The following is a 20,511-nucleotide window of genomic DNA, read 5'->3' as shown; positions in this document are numbered from 1 at the left end:
CTATTCCAGCAAGAGGTGGCGGGCGAGCCCTTCGATGTAGGTTTCATCCTGGCCGTTGGGGTGTGCTTCGAAGGCCAGGTGCAGGTATTCGTGGGTCAGATCGAGGCGGTCTTGCAGACTCTGCGCGCCACGCACGTAGATACGCTGCCGTTCGCGGTCAACATAGGGGCGGCCGAAGGCCAGGCGGCATACGGCGAAGGTGTTGACTTCGTTGTAGCCGGTTTCGCTTTCAAGCTTTGAGCGCCAGCCACGCCGTTGTTTCTGCAGCCATTCTTGTGCGGCGGGCAACGCTTCGCAGGACGCGACCGGGTTGTCCCAGCGACTGAGACTGGCACGTGGGTAGGAATGCAGCAGGATGGCGTCGTAGCGCTGGCCGGCACGGGCCTGTTCGACGGCTTGCTGCCAGGACAGCTTGTCCGGGCCGGGTTGATCGGAATGGTAGGTGACGGTGCTGCCGGCCAGTACCAGGTCGCTGGTCCAGGCGGCGATGTCGCGAGACTCGGACGACGCCGGACGCGGTGCGACCCGCTGACGGCTGCTGCTGTCGTCGATGCTCAGGCATTCACCGCTGCGCGTGGCGTTTTGCAGCAAGTAGGTGCGGATGGCCACGGCCAGGGCTTTGGCGGCCTCGACCGGTTCGGCGCTGGCTTCGCGCAGGAGAACACGGGCAACATACTCTTCGCGATCCAGACGAGCCACGAGCTTGTCGTTCAGCAGAAACAGTTCGCCATCGCTGTGGATATCCAGCGCATTACCGTTGGCGAATTCAACACGATAGTCACCCTGTAATGTTCCGGAAGTCACCGCGGTGTCCCCTGACAGCACGCGCCGAAGTGGATAGCGGGAGAACAGGTCGACCTCTACGCACTGCCCTGCATCCTCAGGCCATGCAACAGGAATCACCGTAGACAATGCCTGCGCGTAATCACGCAGTACCCGCTGACTGGTGCCCCGTCCTCCGGCCCAGACCGGTGTGCCATCCGCCGTCCAACCGGCAAAACCGCCCTGGCGTGTCGCGGCATCCTGATCCGCCAACCAGCTCCAGGTCTTCACCCGCAGACGGCTTCCGAGTTCGCCGACGACATGGCCATCGGCGGCATTGAGCATCACATCGAGCAGCACACGCCGGGCCTGATCCTGCGCCGGCAGCACAGCCAACATCTTCAAAAGATCCGCCACCGAAACCCGTGTGGCCGGTTGCAGCGCCGGTAAATCCAGCAGCCATTGCGGTGCTTGGTGCGCTTGCCAATACGCCCGCCAACCTGCATCGGTGATGCCCAGTCGTGCTGGCTCAAAGTACAAACCGCATGACTTCACCAACGCCTGATCACGCTCGATCTTGCCACCCGCCGCGCAGCAATAAACCTCTTCCTTCGACTGGCCGCGACACTCATAAGCCGGCTCACGCGCGCCGGTGTCCACCAGCCAGGCGTAGACGAACAACTTCCACACACTGCCCAGCGGCGTCTGCAACGTCTGCGGCAACGGCTCGCGGGTGATCACCTGCGTTCGGCTCAGCGACAACAAATCGCCCTTGAAGGCCAGGCGCAAAGGTTCGTCCTGCGCCGCTGCCAGCACAGGGATCAAACACAGCAACCAACCTATCAGCAGCCTGTGCACGTCAGTGAACCGTGACCTGGCCAAGGGCTGCCTTTTGTTCCATCGCCTGATGCTGCGGCGCATAAACCTGAGTGAAACGCACCGGTGGCAAGTTGAACTGCCCCTTCTGCGAGAAACGCACCAAATGCCGCAGGCGTAATTCGCCACTCAAGGCATCGACCGGAACGGCATAAGCCATTTGCCCCGGTTCGAAACGCGCCTTCTCCAGCGATGTCGGTTCGGTGCCGGCCTTGCCCATGAGCTTGATGCCCCAGGTCGTACGCTCGACATCGGCGCCCGGTGGCAACGGCACTTCCAGCATCCCGTAACGCAACGGCTTGGCGGCTTTGCTGGTGACGATCACTTCGTCGAGATAGAGGTTGTCGCTGGACAGCGGCGCGCTGCCGACCGCTTCAAGTTTGAAGGTGAAGGCCTCACCCCCCGGCATCAGTCGCGACAGGCGACGGGTGATGGTCACGGCCATCGGATCGATTGCCGGCTGCTGGCTCCGGTAGCTCAATGAGGCGCGCAGCGGACGCTCTTGCACCCCGGTCAACGTCAATACCGTCGGCACAGGCGCAGGCCCCTGCCACGTCCAATACATCTCACCAGAAACCCCGTACTGCTTCTTCCAGCCTTCACCCGGCGCCAACGCAATGGTGGGCGATGCCTGCTCGATGCTGCGTTGCAGCCAGGTCAACGCCAACGCACGTTCCAGGGTCGATTGCTGCGGCAACAGACGTTGCAGCAAGGCCTGGGCGTGAGCTTGATCGAAGGGTTGCAGCGATAGATTCAGCGCTTCGGCAAACGGCTGGGAACTGACCGCCAGACGTTGCTGCGCGTCGGCCAGTTGCCGATTGAACGCATCCGGCAAAGCGACCTTCGCTTGCCTGGCCAGCGAGGCCGTCAGCACCCGCGCGGCAGCCAGCCCCAAGGCGGAATCCGGATCGCTCATGACGAGGCTGTCTTCGCCGTCCTCCATCAGGTTCGCGGCAGTGCCCTCGCCTGCTTTCGCCAGGTCGTCCATCAAGCCACTGAGCAAGGTGTTGACCGGCAACTGCATCTGTTTGGCAAACGACAGGATCAGCGCCCGCTGCAACAGCGGCGTGTTCTTCGCCTGCTTGGCGTAGACCTCCAGCACCCGCTGCCAATGCTCCGGCGGCAGGCTCAGCTCCAGCACCTGGCTGGCGTGCCAGTCGGCGTAATAGGCGTAGGCGGTGAGGAACGCATCCGGCTCACCGTCCATGCCCCACCAGGTGAAACACGCCGAAGGGCCGGCCATTTGCACCAGGCGCAGGCGACTGTTTTGCATGATCAGGCGCAGGCGGTCGCGGATCTGCGGATTCGCTGCCAGCGTCGGGTAAGCGATGCTCAACGGCAACAGGCGACTGGCGGTCTGCTCGACGCCACCGTAGGGGTAGCTCAACAGATCGTCGAGGGCAGAACGGAACAACGCTTGCGGACTGTCGTCCAGGCGCAGGCGAATATCTGTCGCATCTGCCGGCAGTGTCAGCGGAGTATCGCCGCTGGTCACGTCGAGACTCTGAGTTTGAGTCACTTGCCAGCCTTCACCAGTCGCGGTCAGGCGCACCGCCAGGGCATCAGCGGCTTTGCCGTCCTGTACCAGCTCGGCGCTCCACTCGCCATTGGCCAGCTCAAAGGCCGGCAGCGGGATGTAGTTGATGCCGCTGTTCAGGGTCACAGACACACGCTGTTCGTTGCCGGCGAAATGGGTCACCAGTTCAGCCTTGACCGGTTTCTCGGCCTGGCTGAAAGCAAATACGCCGAGGTCCGGTTTGTCGCCGGCGCGGAATCGGCTCGGCCCGCTCCACTTCAGGTACAGCGGTTTTTCCGAGCGTACGAACTGCTTCTTCTGCCCGACCTGTCCGCCATCGGCGATGGCTCTGGCGGTGATACGCCAGCGGGTCAGGGAGTCGGGCATCTTGAAAGTGAAGCGGGTTTTGCCGTTGGCATCGGTCAGCAATTCAGGTTGCCACGCCGCCGTATCGACATCCTCGCGACGCGGTCGCTCCAGCACCTTCACGCCGCGCTCACTGCGATTGGCTTTGCCCGGTGCACCGGGGCTGCCCGGCAAGGCGACGTCATAACTGATGAACGACAAACTGGCACTGGTGCGCACGTTGTTGCGCCGAGGGTGATAGAAGAACTGGTCGATGCTCGGCGCGACTTCCGGTTGCAGGGCGTAGACCATTTCATCGACCACGCTGACCGTCAGGTGCGCGGGGATCGCTTTGCCGGCGAACTGGGTGCTCAGGTCTACAGAGACGGTTTCACCCGGCTGATAGGTTTCTTTGTCGGTGGCGATGGCCACGTCGATCTGTGGCGTGACCACTTTGATGCCGGCGTTCTGGAAACTGTATTGGCCGCCCTTGGTGTACAGCACCGAGAAGGTCAGGTTCGGCGCGAAACCGTCCTTCACCGGGATGCGCGCGCGGTATTGGGTATCGCTGAGTTTTTCCATCTTCAGCCAGTCGCCGCCCTTGGACAGCAGCGCAGTGGCTTCGACCTTGTCGCGCTCCAGTGATAGCAGCGCATCGCTCACTGGCTCGGGGAAAGTGATCAGCGCCAGCGCTTCATCGCCTGCGACGTACTCGGGCTTGTCGAGGACGATTTCCACGGTGCCGGGTACGGCTTTGACACCTTCGCCGGTAACCGAATGACCGGTGGCGCCGACCACCCGGCCATGATCATCCTTGAGTGTCAGATTGTAGGTGCCCGGCCGGTCAAAGGCCAGGGTGAAACCTTTGTCGGTTGCCGCGAGTTTGCCTTCGCCGGTGCTCTGGTCCTCCAGGCGTACCCAGCCATAACTGCCCGGCGTAACGGCGTCGGCCTGCTCGCCTTCGCGGGTGTAGCTGAACGCAACCTTGTCACCCACCGCGCTGAAGCGCCGGGGCGCGCTCAAGCGGAAATTCGCCGCGCCACGGTCGATGAGGATTTCCTTGGTGGTCTTGACCCGATACGCCGCGCCGTCGCTGGCAAACACCGTGAGCATGTAGCGACTCGGTTTGTCGGCGGCCGGCAAGTCGAGGGACGCGTTGCCCTTGGCGTCGGTGGTCAATTCGGTACTGGTCAGCTCCACCGGAAATTGCCCGAGGTATTGCAGTTCGTTGTCGACCATCGACAGTTGTTGGGCGCGCAGGCTCAGGTTCAGTTTCGCATTGACCACCGGCTTGCCGTCCGGGTACAGCAGCACCAGGCTGCCCTTGACCGGTTCGCCAGTGCGGTAATCCTGCTTGGCCAGATTGAGCGAAATTTCGAAGTGCGGCTTGATGTACTCCGCGACGCGGAAGGCGCTGCTGTAGGCCTGGTCCTTGTAGTTGAAGCGCAGTTCATAACCACCAGCCACGGCGTTGTCCGGCAACTGGAAACGGCCTTGGGTGCCGGCCCTGGAATCGAGCTTCAAATCGAGGGATTGCAGCGCCGTGCCGGTCGCATCGAGCACGGTCACGCTGACGTCGGCAGCGGTGGGTTGCACCGAGTCTCGCGCGTTCTTGAATTCACGTCCGACGATTTTCAGCGACACCCAATCCCCCGGCCGATACAGCGGCCGGTCGGTGAAGGCATAGAGTTTGGTGTCGTAGATTTCGCTGTCGTAGTAGAAGTTTTCCGAGACGAACACCCCGCCCTCTTCGTCTTCACCGATCACGAACGAACGCTCGGGGCTGACGTGTTTCAGGCGCAGCAAGCCGTCGGTATCCGTGGCGCCGCTGCTCATCACGCCGAGGCCATCAGTCCACAGCACATTGACCTTCGGCACCGAGCTGCCTTCGTGTTTGCGCGCGGCCCACACCAGCAATTCGTCACCGGCGATCTTGCTCACCGCCACGGTGTTGGAGACAAACACCATGGTGGTCGCGCGGTACTTGCCGATCAGTGCTTCGACCAGATAAAGACCCGGTTTGAGATTGCCCAACGGGATGTACACGTTGCCCGGCGCGACGCTGACGAACTCACTGGAAGAGCCGGCCAGGTTCACTCCTGCAGGCGGCTGGATCGGCTTGGCCTGCCACAACGGATAACGGAACTGGCTGACCACCGGCAAACCCGGTATCAGCGCGAATTGCGGCTGCGCATCGTAGGGCGTTGGCGCGGCCATCGCATTGCCCATCTTCAGTTCCGGCACTTGCTCGGTGACTTGTTTACGCGACTCGTAGGAAAACGCCCGCTGCATCACCCGACGGGATTTGCGATACCAGTTGTCCCACAGGTAAGCGAGAGTGTTGGACAGCCCTTCACCCTTGAACTGGCCATCGCTGACCACCCGATGCAGGTTCTTTTGGCGCTTGAGGAAATCCAGCGGCTTGTCGATGCGGTACACCCGAATGTCGGCACCGCCGTAGGGCTCCATGCGAAACCGGCGATAGTCGCGGCCCGGTGCTTCAAGGCGCACCATCGCCTGCTCATCGCTGGCAAAACTGCTGTCGGCCAGCAGGAAAAAACTCTCGCCGGCCACCGGCGCATAGCCGCTGGACGGGACCGAGTCTTCGGCGTTTACTGCCGAGAAAGGCAGTACCAATACCAACATCAGAGACAGAAAACGCAGCATGCGGGCACCGGTCATTGGGAAAGAAAATTCAGTCGATAGACGCCGATGAAGTTGGGGTTGGCTGCGTCGGGTATCCATCGGGTGTCCTTCCATGTCATGAGTTGCTGCAGGCTTGCCGAACGCATGCCATTGTCGGTGGGTGTGCTGGTGCCGGTGTGATAGGCGATGTAGCGGCCCATCCAGATCATCAGGTGCTGGTCGTCGCCCTGATCGAAAAACATCAGGTCGCCAGGACGGGCTTGAGACACATCGCGGCTGACCAGATGGCTGTTGAACTGGATCAATTTGATCGCATTGACGTACGGCCCGACCTTGCCGCCGCCCTGCTGCCATTGCTGGGCAAGACCGCGCTGGGCGTCGCTCAGTTGCAGTTCCGGCGGCAGGTAACGATTGGACAGGCCATTGCTGCGCAGCCATTTGTCGTCATGGACTTTCAACGCTTCGTTAGCGGCGAAGCGCACCAGCCCGGCGCAGTCTTGCTGATACCAACGCGGGCTCGGGCCCTGGCTCAGTTGCTCCTGGGCGATGCGTACGAACCAGGCACGAAACACCTGGGATTGCTGTGGGTCGAGCGATGGTGCCTCGACAGCGCGAGCACCCGCGCTCAGCAACAACGCCAGCAGGCCGAGACTGCGGATCAATGCCGTCACAGGGCTTTCCACTCCAGCGGCAACCACTGCCAGTGGCCATCTGGCTCGCTGCCTTCGGGCAAGGTCAGCGCATATTTGCCGTAGCCGCCGAGCTTGCGCAGTTTCGGAATCAGATAGGTTTGCGCGGCGTTGTAGAACACCGGTTCCATATCCTGGGGCAGGCTGTCGAGGGTTTCCTGCTGCATCAGTTGCGCCATGGAATCCGGGCCGAAATAGACCGGCATCAACAGGTCTTTCGGTACCACGTCGGCCATCGGCGGGAAGCGTTTATCGAGGGTGCCGAGGGCCTTGTCCACCAGCCTGTCGTCGAGGGAAAACAGCAACGTCGAACCATGCCGCGCCAGGCTGACTTTCATGAATGCCTTGCCGGTGATGGCGTCAGGGTCTTCAGCTTCCCTGGCCGCATAGGGACCGAAACTGGAGCTGACCTGTCGTTGCCACTGGTGGCTCTGGCCTTCCTGTTTTTCCACCACCGGGAAGGCACCGTCTTCGACATTGCTCTCGTAGGCACCGACCATCGAGCCGAACAGGCTGCCCAAATCCCCATCGAGTTTGCCGCTGTCGTCATCGTTGAGACTGGCCACCAGCAAGGGTGTGTACAACCGCGAATCGGCATACCAGCACAGGCCTGCCGCGCCGGCCATGTGTCCGGTCAGCGCCTGGGCCACCTTCTCCTCGGCACCGAGTTTCACCAGCAGCGGTTTCTGTTGTTCGGCAGCCAGCGGCAACGCCACGCAAGCGCTGGCCCCCATGGGCATGGCTTGCCAGATCGGTTTGAAATCGAAGTCCGGCTGATTCTCCAGTTCGTCCATGGCCAGAAAGCTGTGCCAGCCCTTGTCGTCCATGTCGAAGCGCAGGCCGGCGAAGTTCGGAATGAAGCGTTGGTAACCCATCGCCAGCACGCTGGCATTCACCGACAGACGTTGTTTCACTTCCGGCGCACGAGGCGGCAGGCCGAAGGCTTCGGGGAACAGTTTTTCGCCATTGAGCAGCGCCGCAATGGCCGTGGTCGACACACTGCCCTGTTCCTCCGTTGCACCGCTTTGCGGATCGTAGAGTTTCGCCGGATTGGACAGCACCACCAATTTGTCGCCATGGGACGCAAACAGCAGCGCCTTGCTCGCGTTGTAGTTGAGTTGATAGAGCGTCACGTCTTCGCTGCCAACCTTCACGTCTGCGACCTTGCTCAACTGCGAGTCGTCCAGCGCCACTTTGGCCAGCGGCTCCAGTACCTTGGCCAATCCACTGCGGTCCATTACCAGCAGGAAATCCTTGAGCCGCCCATCCGCCCCGCGCCACAACGCAACGTCGGCAGGCTGATCGAGCAGCTGCTCGATCAAGGTGTCCTGCAGTTTCAGGTCGTGTTCGTAGATGATCCGCCGCACGCTGCCGATCAACCCCAGGCGATCGGCGTGGGTTTCGTAATAGAAGACGAAATCTTCGGTCAGGGTTTCCTTGAGGAACGGCACGGCCAGCAGGTCCTTGGGCAATTGGCTCAGGGAACGGGTTTCCAGCAAGCCATCCGGGCGGCTCATACCCAGTTTGTCACTGGCCAACGCAGGCGCCGGGGCCTTGGGCTTGTGCATGAACCACCCCAGCCCACCGGCCACGCCAATGACCAGGCATATCCCGATCAGCAGCGTCGGCCAATGCAGGGAAGGTTTGGCCGTGGGTGCGCCAGCGGCTGGGGTAACAGTGCTATCACTCATGTTCACAAAACCCGATGTTCATCCGTGGAGCGGGGATGCTTAGTAGTTGAAAGTCTTGACCAGCAGCAGGTCGCCGATTGCGCGCAGGGGCACGATGAATGTCTCGCGTTTTTCATCGACGGTGTTTTCGTTGAGCACCAGGTTGATCTGCGAGGTAATCACCTCGTTCTGGTTGCTGGTCTCATCGAAGTTATAGCCGCCGCTGCCGAAGTTGCCCCAATAGTTCACGTAAACCAGATAGGTGCCATGCAGCGGTGCGGTCATGGTGAACATTTCCGGACCCGGGCCATCGACGCCGTCAGGGTCGAGGCCGCCGCCATTGGTCAAAGCCGAGTGTGCCCAGAAGGCATGCTGGCCATCGGGCGTGACAATATGCAGATCGAGTTCGGCTTTCGGATCATCCCAACCCAGCACCACGCGAATCCGCGCCGGGGTGCGCAGGTTGTTGGCTTCATAGAATTGAACACGCTTGAGGGACTGGCCTTCGGCGCTGCGCACTTCGACGCTGTTGGAGCCGGCGCCAAACGCATAGGGCCGGGCAAAACGCCCTTGCTCGTCGGTATAAAGATTCAGCGGATTGCCGTTGACCGCCAAGGTGTGCGGCCCTCGCTGGGTGCCCAGGGCCTTCAGTTGGCCTTCGATCATCGTGCGATTGCGCTGCACGCCCCGGTCGATGGGTGGCGTGGGATAGGCGACTTGCGGGTTTTCGCTGCGGTCCAGCAAACCGTTGTAACGCCAGCCGCCCACCGGTTCCGATAACTCGGCATTCGGCGCGGCCAGAGTCACGGGCGCGACAGCCAACCCGATCAGCAGCAAAAGAAATGAGCGCATGCGACGCCTCCTGCCATGCATGACGAAACCTTGCGCCTGATCCTGGGCGCGTTACAGATGTGAATACTGCGTTTCGTCTGAAAGACCCGTGACTATTGGGTCGTAGATGGCGCAAAGGTTAGCCAGTTGGTTGTTTTTTAACAATCGGATGGCTCCGAAATTGCGGTGGGAATCACGGTAACGGGTGGACGGTGAGCCGAATACGAGCCATATTCGGCTCATTATGTGAGCCGAATAGCCTGTCTAATCGGCTCACCCCCACTTAGAGCATCAAGTTCATGACACCTCAATGGATATGGCAGCAGCCTGATTGGCCGGGTTTCACCTGGAATGCCGAACGCCTGGCGCCCTTGTTACGCGAGTGCGTTCAAGCTCAAGGTCGGCTAATGGGCATGGCCAGCTCCGTGGGCAGTTCGCTGAGCGCGCAAAGTGAACTGGATGCATTGCTGCAGAACATCGTCACCTCGTCGGCGATTGAAGGCGAACAGCTGAATGTCGGTTCAGTTCGTTCTTCATTGGCGCGGCGATTGGGGTTGGAGCTCAATGATGGCGACAACGTCAGCAAACGCAGTGAAGGGCTCGCGCAATTAATGCTCGATGCTACCCAGCATTTCGCCGAGCCGCTGACACTTGAACGATTGCTGGATTGGCATGAGTGGCTGTTTCCAGAACAGGAAATCGGCTTGGCCGCGCAAAGCATTCGTGTAGGTGCTTTGCGCGGCGACGATCCAATTCAAGTGGTTTCCGGTCGTCTCGACAGACCGACCGTGCACTTCGAAGCACCGCCTCGCCTGGGCCTTGAGCGCCAACTCGATGCCTTCCTCGAATGGTTTGAAACCAGCCGAAATCAGTCCGAGCCCGACCCTTTGCTGCGAGCTGGCATCGCACACTTCTGGTTTGTCACACTCCACCCGTTTGACGACGGCAACGGTCGCCTGACCAGGACGATCACCGACCTTGCATTGGCTCAAGGCGAGGCTCAGGCGATCCGTTTTTATGCCATGTCGGCGAGTATTCTCGAGGATCGATCTGGCTATTACCGGGTGCTGGAAACCTGCCAGAAATCCAACACGGACATTACGGTCTGGCTCGAATGGTTCCTGCAAACTCTATTGCGCAGCCTGCAACAGGCCATGGCACGGATCGAATCCGTGCTGGGCAAAGCGCGCTTCTGGCAGGCGCACCGGGAGTCCGAGCTGTCGACCGAGCAGACCAAAGTACTGAATCGCTTGCTGGACGGAGGGGAGCGTGGATTCGAAGGCGGGATCAGTGCGGCGCAGTATCAAGCCGTGGCGAAAGTCTCCAAAGCGACCGCGACCCGGCATCTGGCCGAACTGCTGGATAAGGATTGCCTGCAACGCCTGCCGGGTGGCGGGCGCAGTACTCGCTACCAGATCAAATATCCCGACCAAGCGCATCCTGAGCGCTGAAACCCTTGCACCAAACACCCCGCTCATTTGCCCCTGCCCCCCCTATCTGCTAGTGTCGCGCCGGTTTAACGTCAACCGGAAATCGCCGCCATGGCCCGCAAAAAAGCTGCACTGGATTTCGAACAGTCCCTCGCCGACCTGCAAACGCTGGTGGAGCGTCTGGAGAATGGCGAATTGTCGCTGGAGGACTCGCTGGCCGCTTTCGAGCAAGGCATCGGTCTGACCCGCGATTGCCAGGCGGCGCTGGCCCAGGCCGAGCAAAAGGTTCAGGTGCTGCTCGAGCGTGATGGCGAGTTGGCCGAGGAACCCTTCGACGCGGATCAGCCAGAATGATTGCAGCGTACTCGGCAACCAGCCAGGCCCGCGTCAATGCGGTTCTGGAAACCCTGTTCACGGCGCCAAGCCCCGAGCTGGCGCGGCTGTACGAAGCCATGCACTACAGCGTGATGAATGGCGGCAAACGCGTGCGTCCACTGCTGGCCTACGCCGCGTGTGAAGCGTTGGGCGGCAAGCCCGAGCAAGCCAACGGCGCGGCCTGTGCGGTGGAGCTAATCCACGCCTATTCGCTGGTGCATGACGATTTGCCGGCGATGGACGATGACGATCTGCGCCGCGGCCAGCCGACCACCCACAAGAAATTCGATGAAGCCTGCGCGATCCTCGCCGGCGACGGCTTGCAGAGCCTGGCCTTCAGCGCCCTGCTCGATCCACGCCTGAGCGCGTCGGATGCCGAAATCCGCCTGCAAATGGTCAGCGCCCTGGCGCTGGCGGCAGGCCCGGCGGGCATGGTCGGCGGTCAGGCCATCGACCTCGGTTCGGTCGGCCTGAAGCTCGACCAGAAAGCCCTGGAGTACATGCACCGGCACAAGACCGGCGCGTTGATCGAGGTCAGCGTCAAGCTCGGCGCCCTGGCCAGCGGCCGTGCGGAGAAGGACGAACTCAAATCCCTGCAGACTTATGCACAGGCCATCGGTCTGGCATTCCAGGTACAGGACGACATTCTCGACGTCGAAAGCGATACCGAAACCCTCGGCAAACGCCAGGGCGCCGACATTGCCCGAGACAAGCCGACCTACCCGGCCCTGCTCGGCCTCGACGCCGCGAAGGCCTACGCCCTGGAGCTGCGCGACCAGGCCCTGCACGCACTGCGACCGTTTGACGCGGCGGCCGAGCCGTTGCGCGATCTGGCCCGGTATATCGTCGATCGCCGCAGCTGACGGCGAATCCGCCAAAAAAAACCAACGCGTGGGCAGAGACCGATGCATCAGGTAAACTGCCGCATCTTTTATACCTATAACGATTCGCCTGATGCCCACGACGTTTCATGAGATTCCCCGCAAGCGCCCGACCACGCCCCTGCTCGACCGCGCGAACACGCCGGACGGCCTGCGCCGGTTAGGCGAAGCCGAGCTGGAAACCCTGGCCGATGAGTTGCGCCTGGAATTGCTCTACACGGTCGGCCAGACCGGTGGGCATTTCGGTGCCGGCCTGGGCGTGATCGAGCTGACCATCGCACTGCATTACGTCTTTGACACCCCGGACGACCGGCTGGTGTGGGACGTGGGTCATCAGGCTTATCCGCACAAGATCCTCACCGGTCGTCGCGAGCGCATGGGCACCCTGCGCCAGAAGGACGGCGTCGCTGCCTTCCCGCGCCGCTCCGAGAGCGAGTACGACACCTTTGGTGTCGGCCACTCCAGCACCTCGATCAGTGCCGCGCTGGGCATGGCAATTGCCGCCCGCCTGCAAAACAGTGACCGCAAGGCGATCGCAGTGATCGGCGACGGCGCGTTGACCGCGGGCATGGCGTTCGAGGCGCTGAACCATGCGCCGGAAGTGGACGCCAACATGCTGGTGATCCTCAACGACAACGACATGTCGATCTCGCGCAACGTCGGTGGCTTGTCGAACTATCTGGCGAAGATCCTTTCCAGCCGCACCTACGCAAGCATGCGCGAGGGCAGCAAAAAAGTGCTGTCGCGCCTGCCCGGTGCCTGGGAAATCGCCCGTCGCACTGAAGAATACGCAAAAGGCATGCTGGTTCCCGGCACGCTGTTCGAGGAGCTGGGCTGGAACTACATCGGCCCGATCGATGGCCACGACCTGCCAACCCTGATCGCCACCCTGCGCAACATGCGCGACCTGAAAGGCCCGCAGTTCCTGCACGTCGTCACCAAGAAAGGCAAAGGCTTCGCCCCGGCGGAAGTCGACCCGATCGGTTACCACGCCATCACCAAACTCGAACCGCTGGACGCCCCGGCCGCCGCGCCGAAAAAGGCTAGCGGGCCGAAGTACTCCGGTGTGTTCGGCGAATGGCTGTGCGACATGGCAGCGGCCGATCCGCGTCTGGTCGGGATTACCCCGGCGATGAAGGAAGGCTCCGACCTGGTCGCTTTCAGCGAACGATTCCCGCTGCGCTACTTCGACGTCGCCATTGCCGAGCAGCACGCCGTCACCCTCGCGGCCGGCATGGCCTGCGAAGGCGCCAAACCCGTGGTGGCCATCTATTCGACCTTCCTGCAGCGCGGCTACGACCAGTTGGTGCATGACGTCGCGGTGCAGAATCTCGACGTACTGTTCGCCATCGACCGCGCAGGCCTGGTGGGCGAAGACGGTCCGACCCACGCCGGCAGCTTCGATTTGTCGTTCCTGCGCTGCATTCCCGGCATGCTGGTGATGACCCCGAGCGATGAAAACGAGCTGCGCAAGATGCTCACCACCGGCCACCTGTACGAAGGCCCGGCGGCGGTGCGTTATCCACGCGGCAATGGCCCGAACGCTACTATCGAGAAAGACCTCGAACCGATCGAGATCGGCAAAGGTGTAGTCCGCCGCCAGGGCAGCAAAGTCGCCCTGCTGGTGTTCGGCGTGCAACTGGCCGAAGCCCTGAAAGTCGCCGAGACGCTGGATGCGACCGTGGTCGACATGCGTTTCGTCAAGCCGTTGGATGAAGCGCTGGTTCGCGAAATCGCCGGCAGCCATGAACTGCTGGTGACCGTCGAAGAAAACGCGATCATGGGCGGCGCCGGTGGCGCGGTCAGCGAATTGCTCGCCCGCGAAAACATCCTCAAGTCGATGCTGCACCTGGGCTTGCCGGACATTTACGTCGAACACGCCAAGCCTGCGCAAATGCTGGCTGAGTGCGGTCTGGATGAGGCGGGAATCGAAGCGTCCATTCGTGAGCGCCTGCAACTGCTCAACATCTAAACGCAAAACCCTGTGGGAGCGAGCTTGCTCGCGATAGCGGCCTGTCAGTCAACTCAGATGCTGACTGATGCACCGCTATCGCGAGCAAGCTCGCTCCCACAGTGGTTTTCAGCGTCTATCAAAATTGTATTTGCATCAAAGCACCATCGGACTACCAATGAAGTTCTCCCGCCTCGCCCTGCCTCTATTTCTGCTGCCCACCACCAACACCCTCGCCGACACTTTCGAACGTGACCAGGCCCTGAAGCTGCCCGACGTGTTGATCAGCGCCAACCGCCAGGTCGAAGCGCGCAACGACAGCAGCGCCGCCAACACTGTGTTCACCCGCGAAGACATCGATCGCCTGCAACCCGATAGCGTCACTGATCTGCTGCGTCGGGTTCCGGGCGTGCAAGTCTCGCAGACTGGTGGGCGCGGCAGCCTGCCGGGCGTTTACATCCGCGGCACCCAGTCGGCCCAGAGCCTGGTGTTGGTGGACGGCCAGCGCATCGGCAGTTCGACCTCCGGTGACAGCAACCTGCAACACATCAACATCGACCAGGTCGAGCGCGTGGAAGTGTTGCGCGGCTCCCGTTCGGTGATTTATGGCAGCGATGCGATTGGTGGGGTGATCCAGATCTTCACTCGTCGCGGCGGCGAACAGGGCCTGCAACCTCGACTGCACATGGGTTTTGGCAGTAATCAGACCTGGGAGCGCAGCATCGGTTTGTCCGGCGGTGATGAAAAAACCCGCTTCAACCTTGGCGCCAGCCTCGATGAAACCGCTGGAATCAATCGCACCCATGAGTCATTCCCCAGCGACGGCGACCATGACGAATACCGCAACAAGTCGCTCAGCCTGAGCTTGAGCCACGCGCTCAGCGATGACATCGAGATCGGCGCCAACCTGCTGGATAACCGTGGCAAGAGCGAGTTCGACAGTCCGTTCGATTCAGTTCAACAGCAGCCCTACAACGAATTCGATGTAAGCAGTGTCAGCAGTTACATTGACGCGCGCATCAATGAAGTATGGAAAACCCGTGTTGAATTCGGCCACAGCGAAAACCGCGAGAAGACCCTCGACAAGCTCAGCGATGAGCGCAGCGTGTTCAACACCTACCGCGATTCGGTGAACTGGCAGAACGACCTGACGCTCAACGAGCGCAACAGTTTGCTGCTCGGAGGTGACTGGTATGAAGACCGCATCAACAGCAGCACCTCGTTCGATGAGGACAGTCGCTGGAACCGAGCAGCGTACATCCAGCACCGCTATCGGGCCGACAGTTTCTCCACGGAGTTGGGCCTGCGTCACGACGATAACCAGCAGTTCGGCAGCCAGAACACCTGGAGCGGCACCTTTACCCTGCCGCTGAACCCGGACAACGAAGTGTTGCTGACCTACAGCGAAGGCTTCCGCGCGCCGACGTTCAATGATCTGTACTACCCCGACTTCAGCAACCCGGACCTGAAGCCTGAAACCTCGAAAAGCTATGAGCTGCAATGGCGCAGCCAGTTGACCGAGAGCAGTCGCCTGGAGACGTCGCTGTATCGCACCGACCTTGAAGACGCGATCATCTTCGGCAGCAACTCGCGCCCGGAAAACGTAGCCTCGGCGCGGATCAACGGCTTCGAAGCAGCGCTGAAACAGGAACTGTTCGGATGGCAGAGCAACCTCGGCGTGGCGATCATCGACCCACGCGATCGCGACACGGGCCACACCCTGGCCCGTCGCGCGCGGCGAACCTTGAGCCTGGACCTGGATCGGCAATTCGACCGCCTGGGCCTCGGCGCCAGTTGGCAAGCGGTCAGCAGCAGCTATGACGATCTGAACAATCAACAGCCACTCGGCGGCTATGCCTTGTTGGGACTGCGCAGCAGCTGGGAGCTCAATCGTGAAATCAGGCTGGAGCTGAAGGTCGATAACCTGCTGGACAAGGGTTACAGCCGGGCGTTGTACAGCTTCCAAGGTAGCCAGTATGGGTATCGCGAGGAAGGTCGGGCGTGGATGTTCGGGGTGACCTGGACGCCTGGAATCTGATCCGAGATTTGTACTGTCTGGACCGGCCCCTTCGCGGGCAAGTCGGATCGCCGCACCGCCGCTCCCACAGGTTTTGGGTTGGATTACAGATTTGTGATCAAAACAGAACTCTGTGGGAGCGAGCTTGCTCGCGATGAAGGCACCTCGGTCTCAGCGGTCTGGCGCAATCAAATGGCATAGCTTTGCAGTCGCCTCAATCATCTGTCCGCTCGGTCGCTCCAGGCCCTTATCTGTCACCAAACGCAATTGGCCCTGCTTCACCGCCGTCACCTGCAGCCAGACCTTCCACGCATCAAGCTGCGCCTGATCGCTAGCCAGTATCACCTCGGGATTACGCTGCAGCACGGCTTCCACACTGACTTGCGGTGCCGACAGTTTCAGGTCGGCAAACACATTTTGGGCACCGCAGACCTCCAGCGCATCGCTGATGATCTGCTCGCCGCCCACCGTATACAGCGGTCGATCCCAGACCTGATAGAACACTCGTAAAGGCCTGTCCCGGCGATAGCGCTGACGCAATTCATCCAGCCGTTGGCGTAAATCGCCGGCCAATGAAATTCCGCGTTCAGGCCGGCCGAGCTGAGCGGCAATGGCCTCGATCTGCGCGGTGAGCTGGTCCAGGCTGTGGGGTTCGGCGACGAAGGTGGGAATACTCAGGCGCTTGAGCTGGTCACGCTGGACCGGGCCGACGCTACCGGGCCATAACAGCAACAGATCGGGTTTCAGGCTGAGCAGGCGCTCCATGTCCAACTGGCCATAGCGGCCAACGGAGGGTAGGTTCTTGAGTTCGGCGGGGCGTTCACCGGCGTCCAGAACACCGACCAGGAGGTCGGCGGAACCCAGTTCGACGACGATTTCAGAGAGCGACGGTGCGAGACTGACAACCCGTTCGACCGCAAATGCCGAGCCACTGGCGGCCAGCAGCAACACCGCCAGCCAACGCGCGCGCATCAACCGAGTTGACGCGGAATACGGTAGAGGTAGAACAGCACGACGGTCGACAGCGCCAGCAGCATCAGCGGCACCGCTTCAAGACCGACGAACACCGCCAGGGCACCGATCCAGGCCGGCAAGCCGGCGGCGAGGAATGCCGTGCGCCGCTTGGCCGCCAGACTGATCCAGGCACCAGGTTCTTCAGGGGTATCGAGGGCTTTCTGGGTGGCGATCAACGCGTGTTTGTAGGCGCCGAAGAACTTCAGGCTGACAAACATCGAGGCGACTCCGGCGATGAACAACGGCATCGCCAGCACCGGCAGAATGGCTTCGCTCTGGCCGAACACCGCATTGATCACAAACAGCGGCAACAAGGCCAGTGCCAGGTACTGCCACCAGTTGACGGACAGTCGCCGCCGAACCTGACCGCGGGTCACGCCCGGTCTACCTCGCCCTGATGCTCATTGCCCATCATGTGATCGAGCTTGCTGGCCTTGGTCGCCAGATAGAGTCGGTTATGCGGGTTGTGGCCGGTGTGCAGCGGCACGCGCTCGGCGACCACGATACCCATGTCGGTCAAGGCTTTGACCTTGCGCGGGTTGTTGGTCATCAGGCGCAAAGACTTCACGCCCAGGTGCTCCAGCATCGGCAGGCACATGGCGTAGTCACGCTGGTCGGCGGCAAAGCCCAGACGCTCGTTGGCTTCAACGGTATCGGCGCCACCGTCCTGCAGCTCATAGGCGCGGATCTTGTTGAGCAGGCCAATGCCCCGGCCTTCCTGACGCAGATAGAGCAAGACGCCACGACCCTCGCGGGCGATGGCCTGCAAGGCGGCCTCCAGTTGCGAGCCGCAGTCGCAACGCTGGCTGAACAGGGCATCGCCCGTCAGGCATTCGGAGTGCAACCGGCCGAGTACCGGGGCACCGTCGGCGAATTCACCCAGGCTCAGCACAACGTGCTCGCGGCCGGTGGCCTCATCGAGAAAGCCGTGCATGGTGAATTGCGCAAAAGGYGTTGGCAGCTTGGAAGCGGCGACAAAAACGACAGGCACCGGTGTGCTCCTGATCTAAAAGTCTGAAGATTCGCAGAGCCGGCATTGTAACAGCAGGTTCCGGAGGACGCTTAGGCTGAATTATCGGCGATAACTATCAAAATGTTTGATATACGCCCTGAAGACACTCCCACAGGGTTCTGTGTCGGTCATCGGATCTGGGAAGTATTCGAATCAAACGGATACGGCTGTTTCCAGCGTTCAAAAATCGGTTTCAGCTCGCCGCTTTTCACCAGTTGCTCCATGCGCTGATCGAACAGGGCCATCAGACTGCGCGCCTTCGAGGTCTTGGCGAAGCACAGGTACAGCGGCAACTCTGCGATATGGGTGCGCCGCAGCTGGGACGGATCCTTGGCGCGATTGATGACGTCATCGACTTCGGTCAGGGCGTCGATATAGAAGTCAGCACGATTGTGGGTCAGCATCGACTCGATGCCGGTACGCCGCAGCACTTCATCGAAGTGGCGCACATTGGGCAGGTAATGCTGGTAATCGTAGCCGCGGACCCAGGCTAGCCGATAATTGCCCAGGGTTTCCGGGGTGGGTACCGGACTGCTGGCCAGGCCCAAGGCATAGATGTGATCGGTGTCGAAGTTCCAATGGGGATAGAGCACACCCTCGGATTCGTCACGATAGTAACCGACGCAGGCATCGACTTCGCCACGTTCGGCCAGGCCCAGCGAACGCACGTAGGGCTCTGTGCGGATGTCGACCTTGACCCCCGCCGGCTCGAACACTTGCCGTAGCACGTCCCAACCCAGTCCATGACCGTCAGCAGCGGTGTAGTCTTCCCAGGCTTCGCTGGCCAGATGAATCACCGCCGGCGGCGGAGCATTTCCTCCGTCTGCCTGAACAAAAGAGCAAAACATCGCGAACGCCATCGCCATCAATCCGCGTAGAGCCATCCGTGCTTCCCCCCGATTAACCGTTCTCCTGATCAACGCCTGGCCCCCCCGGTCAGGCGAAAAACCACACCAGTCCCTGCATCGCCAACCAGGCGAACACCCCGGCCAGGACATCATCGAGCATGATGCCGACGCCGCCATGTACATGCCGGTCAATCCAGCGAATCGGCCACGGCTTGAGGATGTCGAAGAAGCGGAACATCAAGAAACCCGCCAGCAACCACTGCCAACCTTCTGGCACCAGCCACAGGGTGATCCACATCCCGACCATTTCGTCCCAGACGATGCCTTCATGGTCGTGTACCCGCAAATCGTCGGCCACCTTGCCGCACAGCCAGAAGCCGAACAGCATGGTGATGCCCAGCATCAGCCAGTAACCCCAGTCGGGCAGCATCTGCCATAACGGGATAAAGGGCAGCGCAACCAACGACCCCCAAGTACCGGGCGCCTTTGGCAAGGTGCCCGAGCCGAAGCCGAACGCCAAAAAATGCCACGGATTACGCCAGACCGACGGCGGTACGTTTTCCGCCGGGACCTGTTTGGGATGATCTGTCACGGTGACTCCCGAAAATGTTGATAACCCCGGGTTTGCGGGGTGATGTCTTTGCCATCGGCGTCCAGCAGTGTCACACCCTGCCCCGTCACCACCTGCCCAATCACATGGATCGGCCAGCCGTCGGCCAGCAATAGCGGCAACTCGACGGACGGTAAGGTGAAAGCCAGGACGTAATCGTCGCCTCCGCTCAGGGCCGCAACCTGTGCGTCCGATTGACCGAGAAAGTCGACCAGCGCTTTGGAGAGCGGCAGGCGGTCTCGCTCGACTTGAATACCGACCTTCGAGGCCAGCGCGATATGCCCGCAATCAGCGAGCAGACCGTCGGAGATGTCCATTGCCGAAGTGGCCTTGCCACGCAGCGCCTGACCCAAACCGAGTTGCGGTTGCGGCGACCAGTAATGCGCCAGCAATGGCTCGGCAATACTCGCTTCGGCCGTGCGCTGGCCGAGCACCAATGGCAAGGCACCGGCAGCATTGCCCAGGTCGCCACCGACACACAGCAGATCGCCCGGTTGCGCACCGCTGCGGGTCAACGCCAAGCCACTCGGCACGCGCCCGAACACGGTCATGGTCAGGCTCAGCGGCCCACGGGTGGTATCGCCGCCCACCAACGCCACACCGCAGCTTTGCGCCATCTGGTTCAAACCACGGGCAAAGGCTTGCAACCAATCGGCGGTCACCGTCGGCAAGGTCAGGGCAAGGGTAAAGGCAACCGGGGTGGCGCCCATGGCGGCCAGGTCGCTGACGGCCACGGCCAGCGAGCGCTGACCGAGCAGAAACGGATCGCAGGGATCGGCGAAGTGCACGCCGGCCACCAACGTATCGGTAGAGATCGCCATCTGTTCCCCGGGGGGAACAGCCAGCAAGGCGCAGTCATCGCCAATCCCGAGGGCAACGCCTTCGCCGCCCTGCGCACAAGGCGCGGCGGCGAAGAAATTGCGGATCAGCTCAAACTCACCCATTGGGTATCCTGTCTCACCAATACTGTTCATTTTTTAGCGGCGTCTGGTGTCGCCATACTGCGTTGCCGCTCCTCGCCATAGCACGCTATGACTC

The 20,511-nt window shown here is 61.3% G+C and carries 16 protein-coding genes; 5 read left to right on the top strand and 11 right to left on the bottom strand.

All coding sequences use genetic code 11. The features are described 5' to 3' along the window. Genes AC1D1M_RS18390 through AC1D1M_RS18370 form a run of 5 tightly spaced genes read right to left on the bottom strand, consistent with a single transcriptional unit; the run spans position 1 to position 9,356 of the window. A complete protein-coding gene (locus AC1D1M_RS18390) occupies positions 1–1,644 on the bottom strand; it encodes a DUF2300 domain-containing protein (protein WP_477776732.1) in 1,644 nt (547 codons plus the stop codon). Then, positions 1,622–6,181: an alpha-2-macroglobulin family protein gene (locus tag AC1D1M_RS18385; RefSeq protein ID WP_477776731.1), complete on the bottom strand. Its 4,560-nt coding sequence runs from the start codon at positions 6,179–6,181 to the stop codon at positions 1,622–1,624. Before AC1D1M_RS18385 ends, AC1D1M_RS18390 begins: the two co-directional genes overlap by 23 nt. Continuing rightward, entirely contained in the window at positions 6,178–6,816 is a 639-nt protein-coding gene (locus tag AC1D1M_RS18380) for a DUF1175 domain-containing protein (RefSeq protein ID WP_057713137.1), read from the bottom strand. Before AC1D1M_RS18380 ends, AC1D1M_RS18385 begins: the two co-directional genes overlap by 4 nt. After that, positions 6,813–8,525: a DUF2138 domain-containing protein gene (locus AC1D1M_RS18375; protein ID WP_477776730.1), complete on the bottom strand. Its 1,713-nt coding sequence runs from the start codon at positions 8,523–8,525 to the stop codon at positions 6,813–6,815. Before AC1D1M_RS18375 ends, AC1D1M_RS18380 begins: the two co-directional genes overlap by 4 nt. 39 nt (positions 8,526–8,564) lie before the next feature. Beyond that, positions 8,565–9,356, bottom strand: a complete 792-nt coding sequence (locus AC1D1M_RS18370) for a YfaP family protein (protein ID WP_477776729.1) — start codon at positions 9,354–9,356, stop codon at positions 8,565–8,567. 278 nt (positions 9,357–9,634) lie between these two features. On the opposite strand from AC1D1M_RS18370, the gene AC1D1M_RS18365 reads away from it, so the two are divergent. The 5 genes from AC1D1M_RS18365 (at position 9,635) to AC1D1M_RS18345 (ending at position 16,010) form a co-directional block, all read left to right on the top strand. Continuing rightward, positions 9,635–10,786: a Fic family protein gene (locus AC1D1M_RS18365; RefSeq protein WP_477776728.1), complete on the top strand. Its 1,152-nt coding sequence runs from the start codon at positions 9,635–9,637 to the stop codon at positions 10,784–10,786. Positions 10,787–10,876: 90 nt separating this feature from the next. Then, the gene (locus AC1D1M_RS18360) at positions 10,877–11,119 is read left to right on the top strand and encodes an exodeoxyribonuclease VII small subunit (protein ID WP_007970180.1); all 243 of its coding nucleotides are present in this window, start codon (positions 10,877–10,879) and stop codon (positions 11,117–11,119) included. Continuing rightward, a complete protein-coding gene (ispA, locus tag AC1D1M_RS18355; protein ID WP_477776727.1) occupies positions 11,116–12,003 on the top strand; it encodes a (2E,6E)-farnesyl diphosphate synthase in 888 nt (295 codons plus the stop codon). Before AC1D1M_RS18360 ends, ispA begins: the two co-directional genes overlap by 4 nt. 91 nt (positions 12,004–12,094) lie before the next feature. Next, a complete protein-coding gene (gene dxs / locus AC1D1M_RS18350; RefSeq protein WP_477776726.1) occupies positions 12,095–13,993 on the top strand; it encodes a 1-deoxy-D-xylulose-5-phosphate synthase in 1,899 nt (632 codons plus the stop codon). 157 nt (positions 13,994–14,150) lie between these two features. After that, positions 14,151–16,010 carry a TonB-dependent receptor domain-containing protein gene (locus AC1D1M_RS18345; protein WP_477776725.1) on the top strand — a complete coding sequence of 620 codons (1,860 nt, stop codon included), beginning with the start codon at positions 14,151–14,153 and terminating at the stop codon, positions 16,008–16,010. A gap of 150 nt (positions 16,011–16,160) precedes the next feature. On the opposite strand, the gene AC1D1M_RS18340 is transcribed toward AC1D1M_RS18345, so the two are convergent. The 6 genes from AC1D1M_RS18340 to thiL form a co-directional block, all read right to left on the bottom strand. Then, positions 16,161–16,961 (bottom strand): cobalamin-binding protein, encoded by an 801-nt coding sequence (locus tag AC1D1M_RS18340; RefSeq protein WP_477776724.1) that lies wholly within the window; start codon positions 16,959–16,961, stop codon positions 16,161–16,163. Beyond that, positions 16,961–17,380, bottom strand: coding sequence for an MFS transporter (locus tag AC1D1M_RS18335; protein ID WP_477776723.1), 420 nt, complete (start codon positions 17,378–17,380; stop codon positions 16,961–16,963). The genes AC1D1M_RS18340 and AC1D1M_RS18335 overlap by 1 nt, the downstream gene beginning before the upstream one ends. Then, on the bottom strand, positions 17,377–17,994 hold the full coding sequence (gene ribA / locus AC1D1M_RS18330; RefSeq protein ID WP_150726901.1) for a GTP cyclohydrolase II: 618 nt from the start codon (positions 17,992–17,994) through the stop codon (positions 17,377–17,379). Before ribA ends, AC1D1M_RS18335 begins: the two co-directional genes overlap by 4 nt. 149 nt (positions 17,995–18,143) lie before the next feature. Further along, positions 18,144–18,899: a substrate-binding periplasmic protein gene (locus AC1D1M_RS18325; protein ID WP_477776722.1), complete on the bottom strand. Its 756-nt coding sequence runs from the start codon at positions 18,897–18,899 to the stop codon at positions 18,144–18,146. A 52-nt stretch (positions 18,900–18,951) separates the two neighbouring features. Beyond that, complete coding sequence (locus AC1D1M_RS18320; protein WP_008018154.1) at positions 18,952–19,455, bottom strand: phosphatidylglycerophosphatase A family protein; 504 nt, start codon at positions 19,453–19,455, stop codon at positions 18,952–18,954. Further along, on the bottom strand, positions 19,452–20,417 hold the full coding sequence (thiL, locus tag AC1D1M_RS18315) for a thiamine-phosphate kinase (protein WP_477776721.1): 966 nt from the start codon (positions 20,415–20,417) through the stop codon (positions 19,452–19,454). The genes AC1D1M_RS18320 and thiL overlap by 4 nt, the downstream gene beginning before the upstream one ends. Positions 20,418–20,511: the final 94 nt, after the last annotated feature.

The sequence above is a fragment of the Pseudomonas sp. P1_F7 genome (assembly GCF_056405655.1).
This window is presented reverse-complemented; position numbering and strand designations above follow the sequence as displayed.

Coding starts and splice junctions, on each gene's coding strand:
- AC1D1M_RS18345 (WP_477776725.1), top strand. CDS start 14,151: ATGAAGTTCTCCCGCCTCGCCCTGCCTCTATTTCTGCTGCCCACCACC.
- AC1D1M_RS18375 (WP_477776730.1), bottom strand. CDS start 8,525: ATGAGTGATAGCACTGTTACCCCAGCCGCTGGCGCACCCACGGCCAAA.
- AC1D1M_RS18360 (WP_007970180.1), top strand. CDS start 10,877: ATGGCCCGCAAAAAAGCTGCACTGGATTTCGAACAGTCCCTCGCCGAC.
- AC1D1M_RS18370 (WP_477776729.1), bottom strand. CDS start 9,356: ATGCGCTCATTTCTTTTGCTGCTGATCGGGTTGGCTGTCGCGCCCGTG.
- AC1D1M_RS18365 (WP_477776728.1), top strand. CDS start 9,635: ATGACACCTCAATGGATATGGCAGCAGCCTGATTGGCCGGGTTTCACC.
- AC1D1M_RS18325 (WP_477776722.1), bottom strand. CDS start 18,899: ATGGCTCTACGCGGATTGATGGCGATGGCGTTCGCGATGTTTTGCTCT.
- thiL (WP_477776721.1), bottom strand. CDS start 20,417: ATGGGTGAGTTTGAGCTGATCCGCAATTTCTTCGCCGCCGCGCCTTGT.
- AC1D1M_RS18385 (WP_477776731.1), bottom strand. CDS start 6,181: ATGACCGGTGCCCGCATGCTGCGTTTTCTGTCTCTGATGTTGGTATTG.
- dxs (WP_477776726.1), top strand. CDS start 12,095: ATGCCCACGACGTTTCATGAGATTCCCCGCAAGCGCCCGACCACGCCC.
- AC1D1M_RS18340 (WP_477776724.1), bottom strand. CDS start 16,961: ATGCGCGCGCGTTGGCTGGCGGTGTTGCTGCTGGCCGCCAGTGGCTCG.
- ispA (WP_477776727.1), top strand. CDS start 11,116: ATGATTGCAGCGTACTCGGCAACCAGCCAGGCCCGCGTCAATGCGGTT.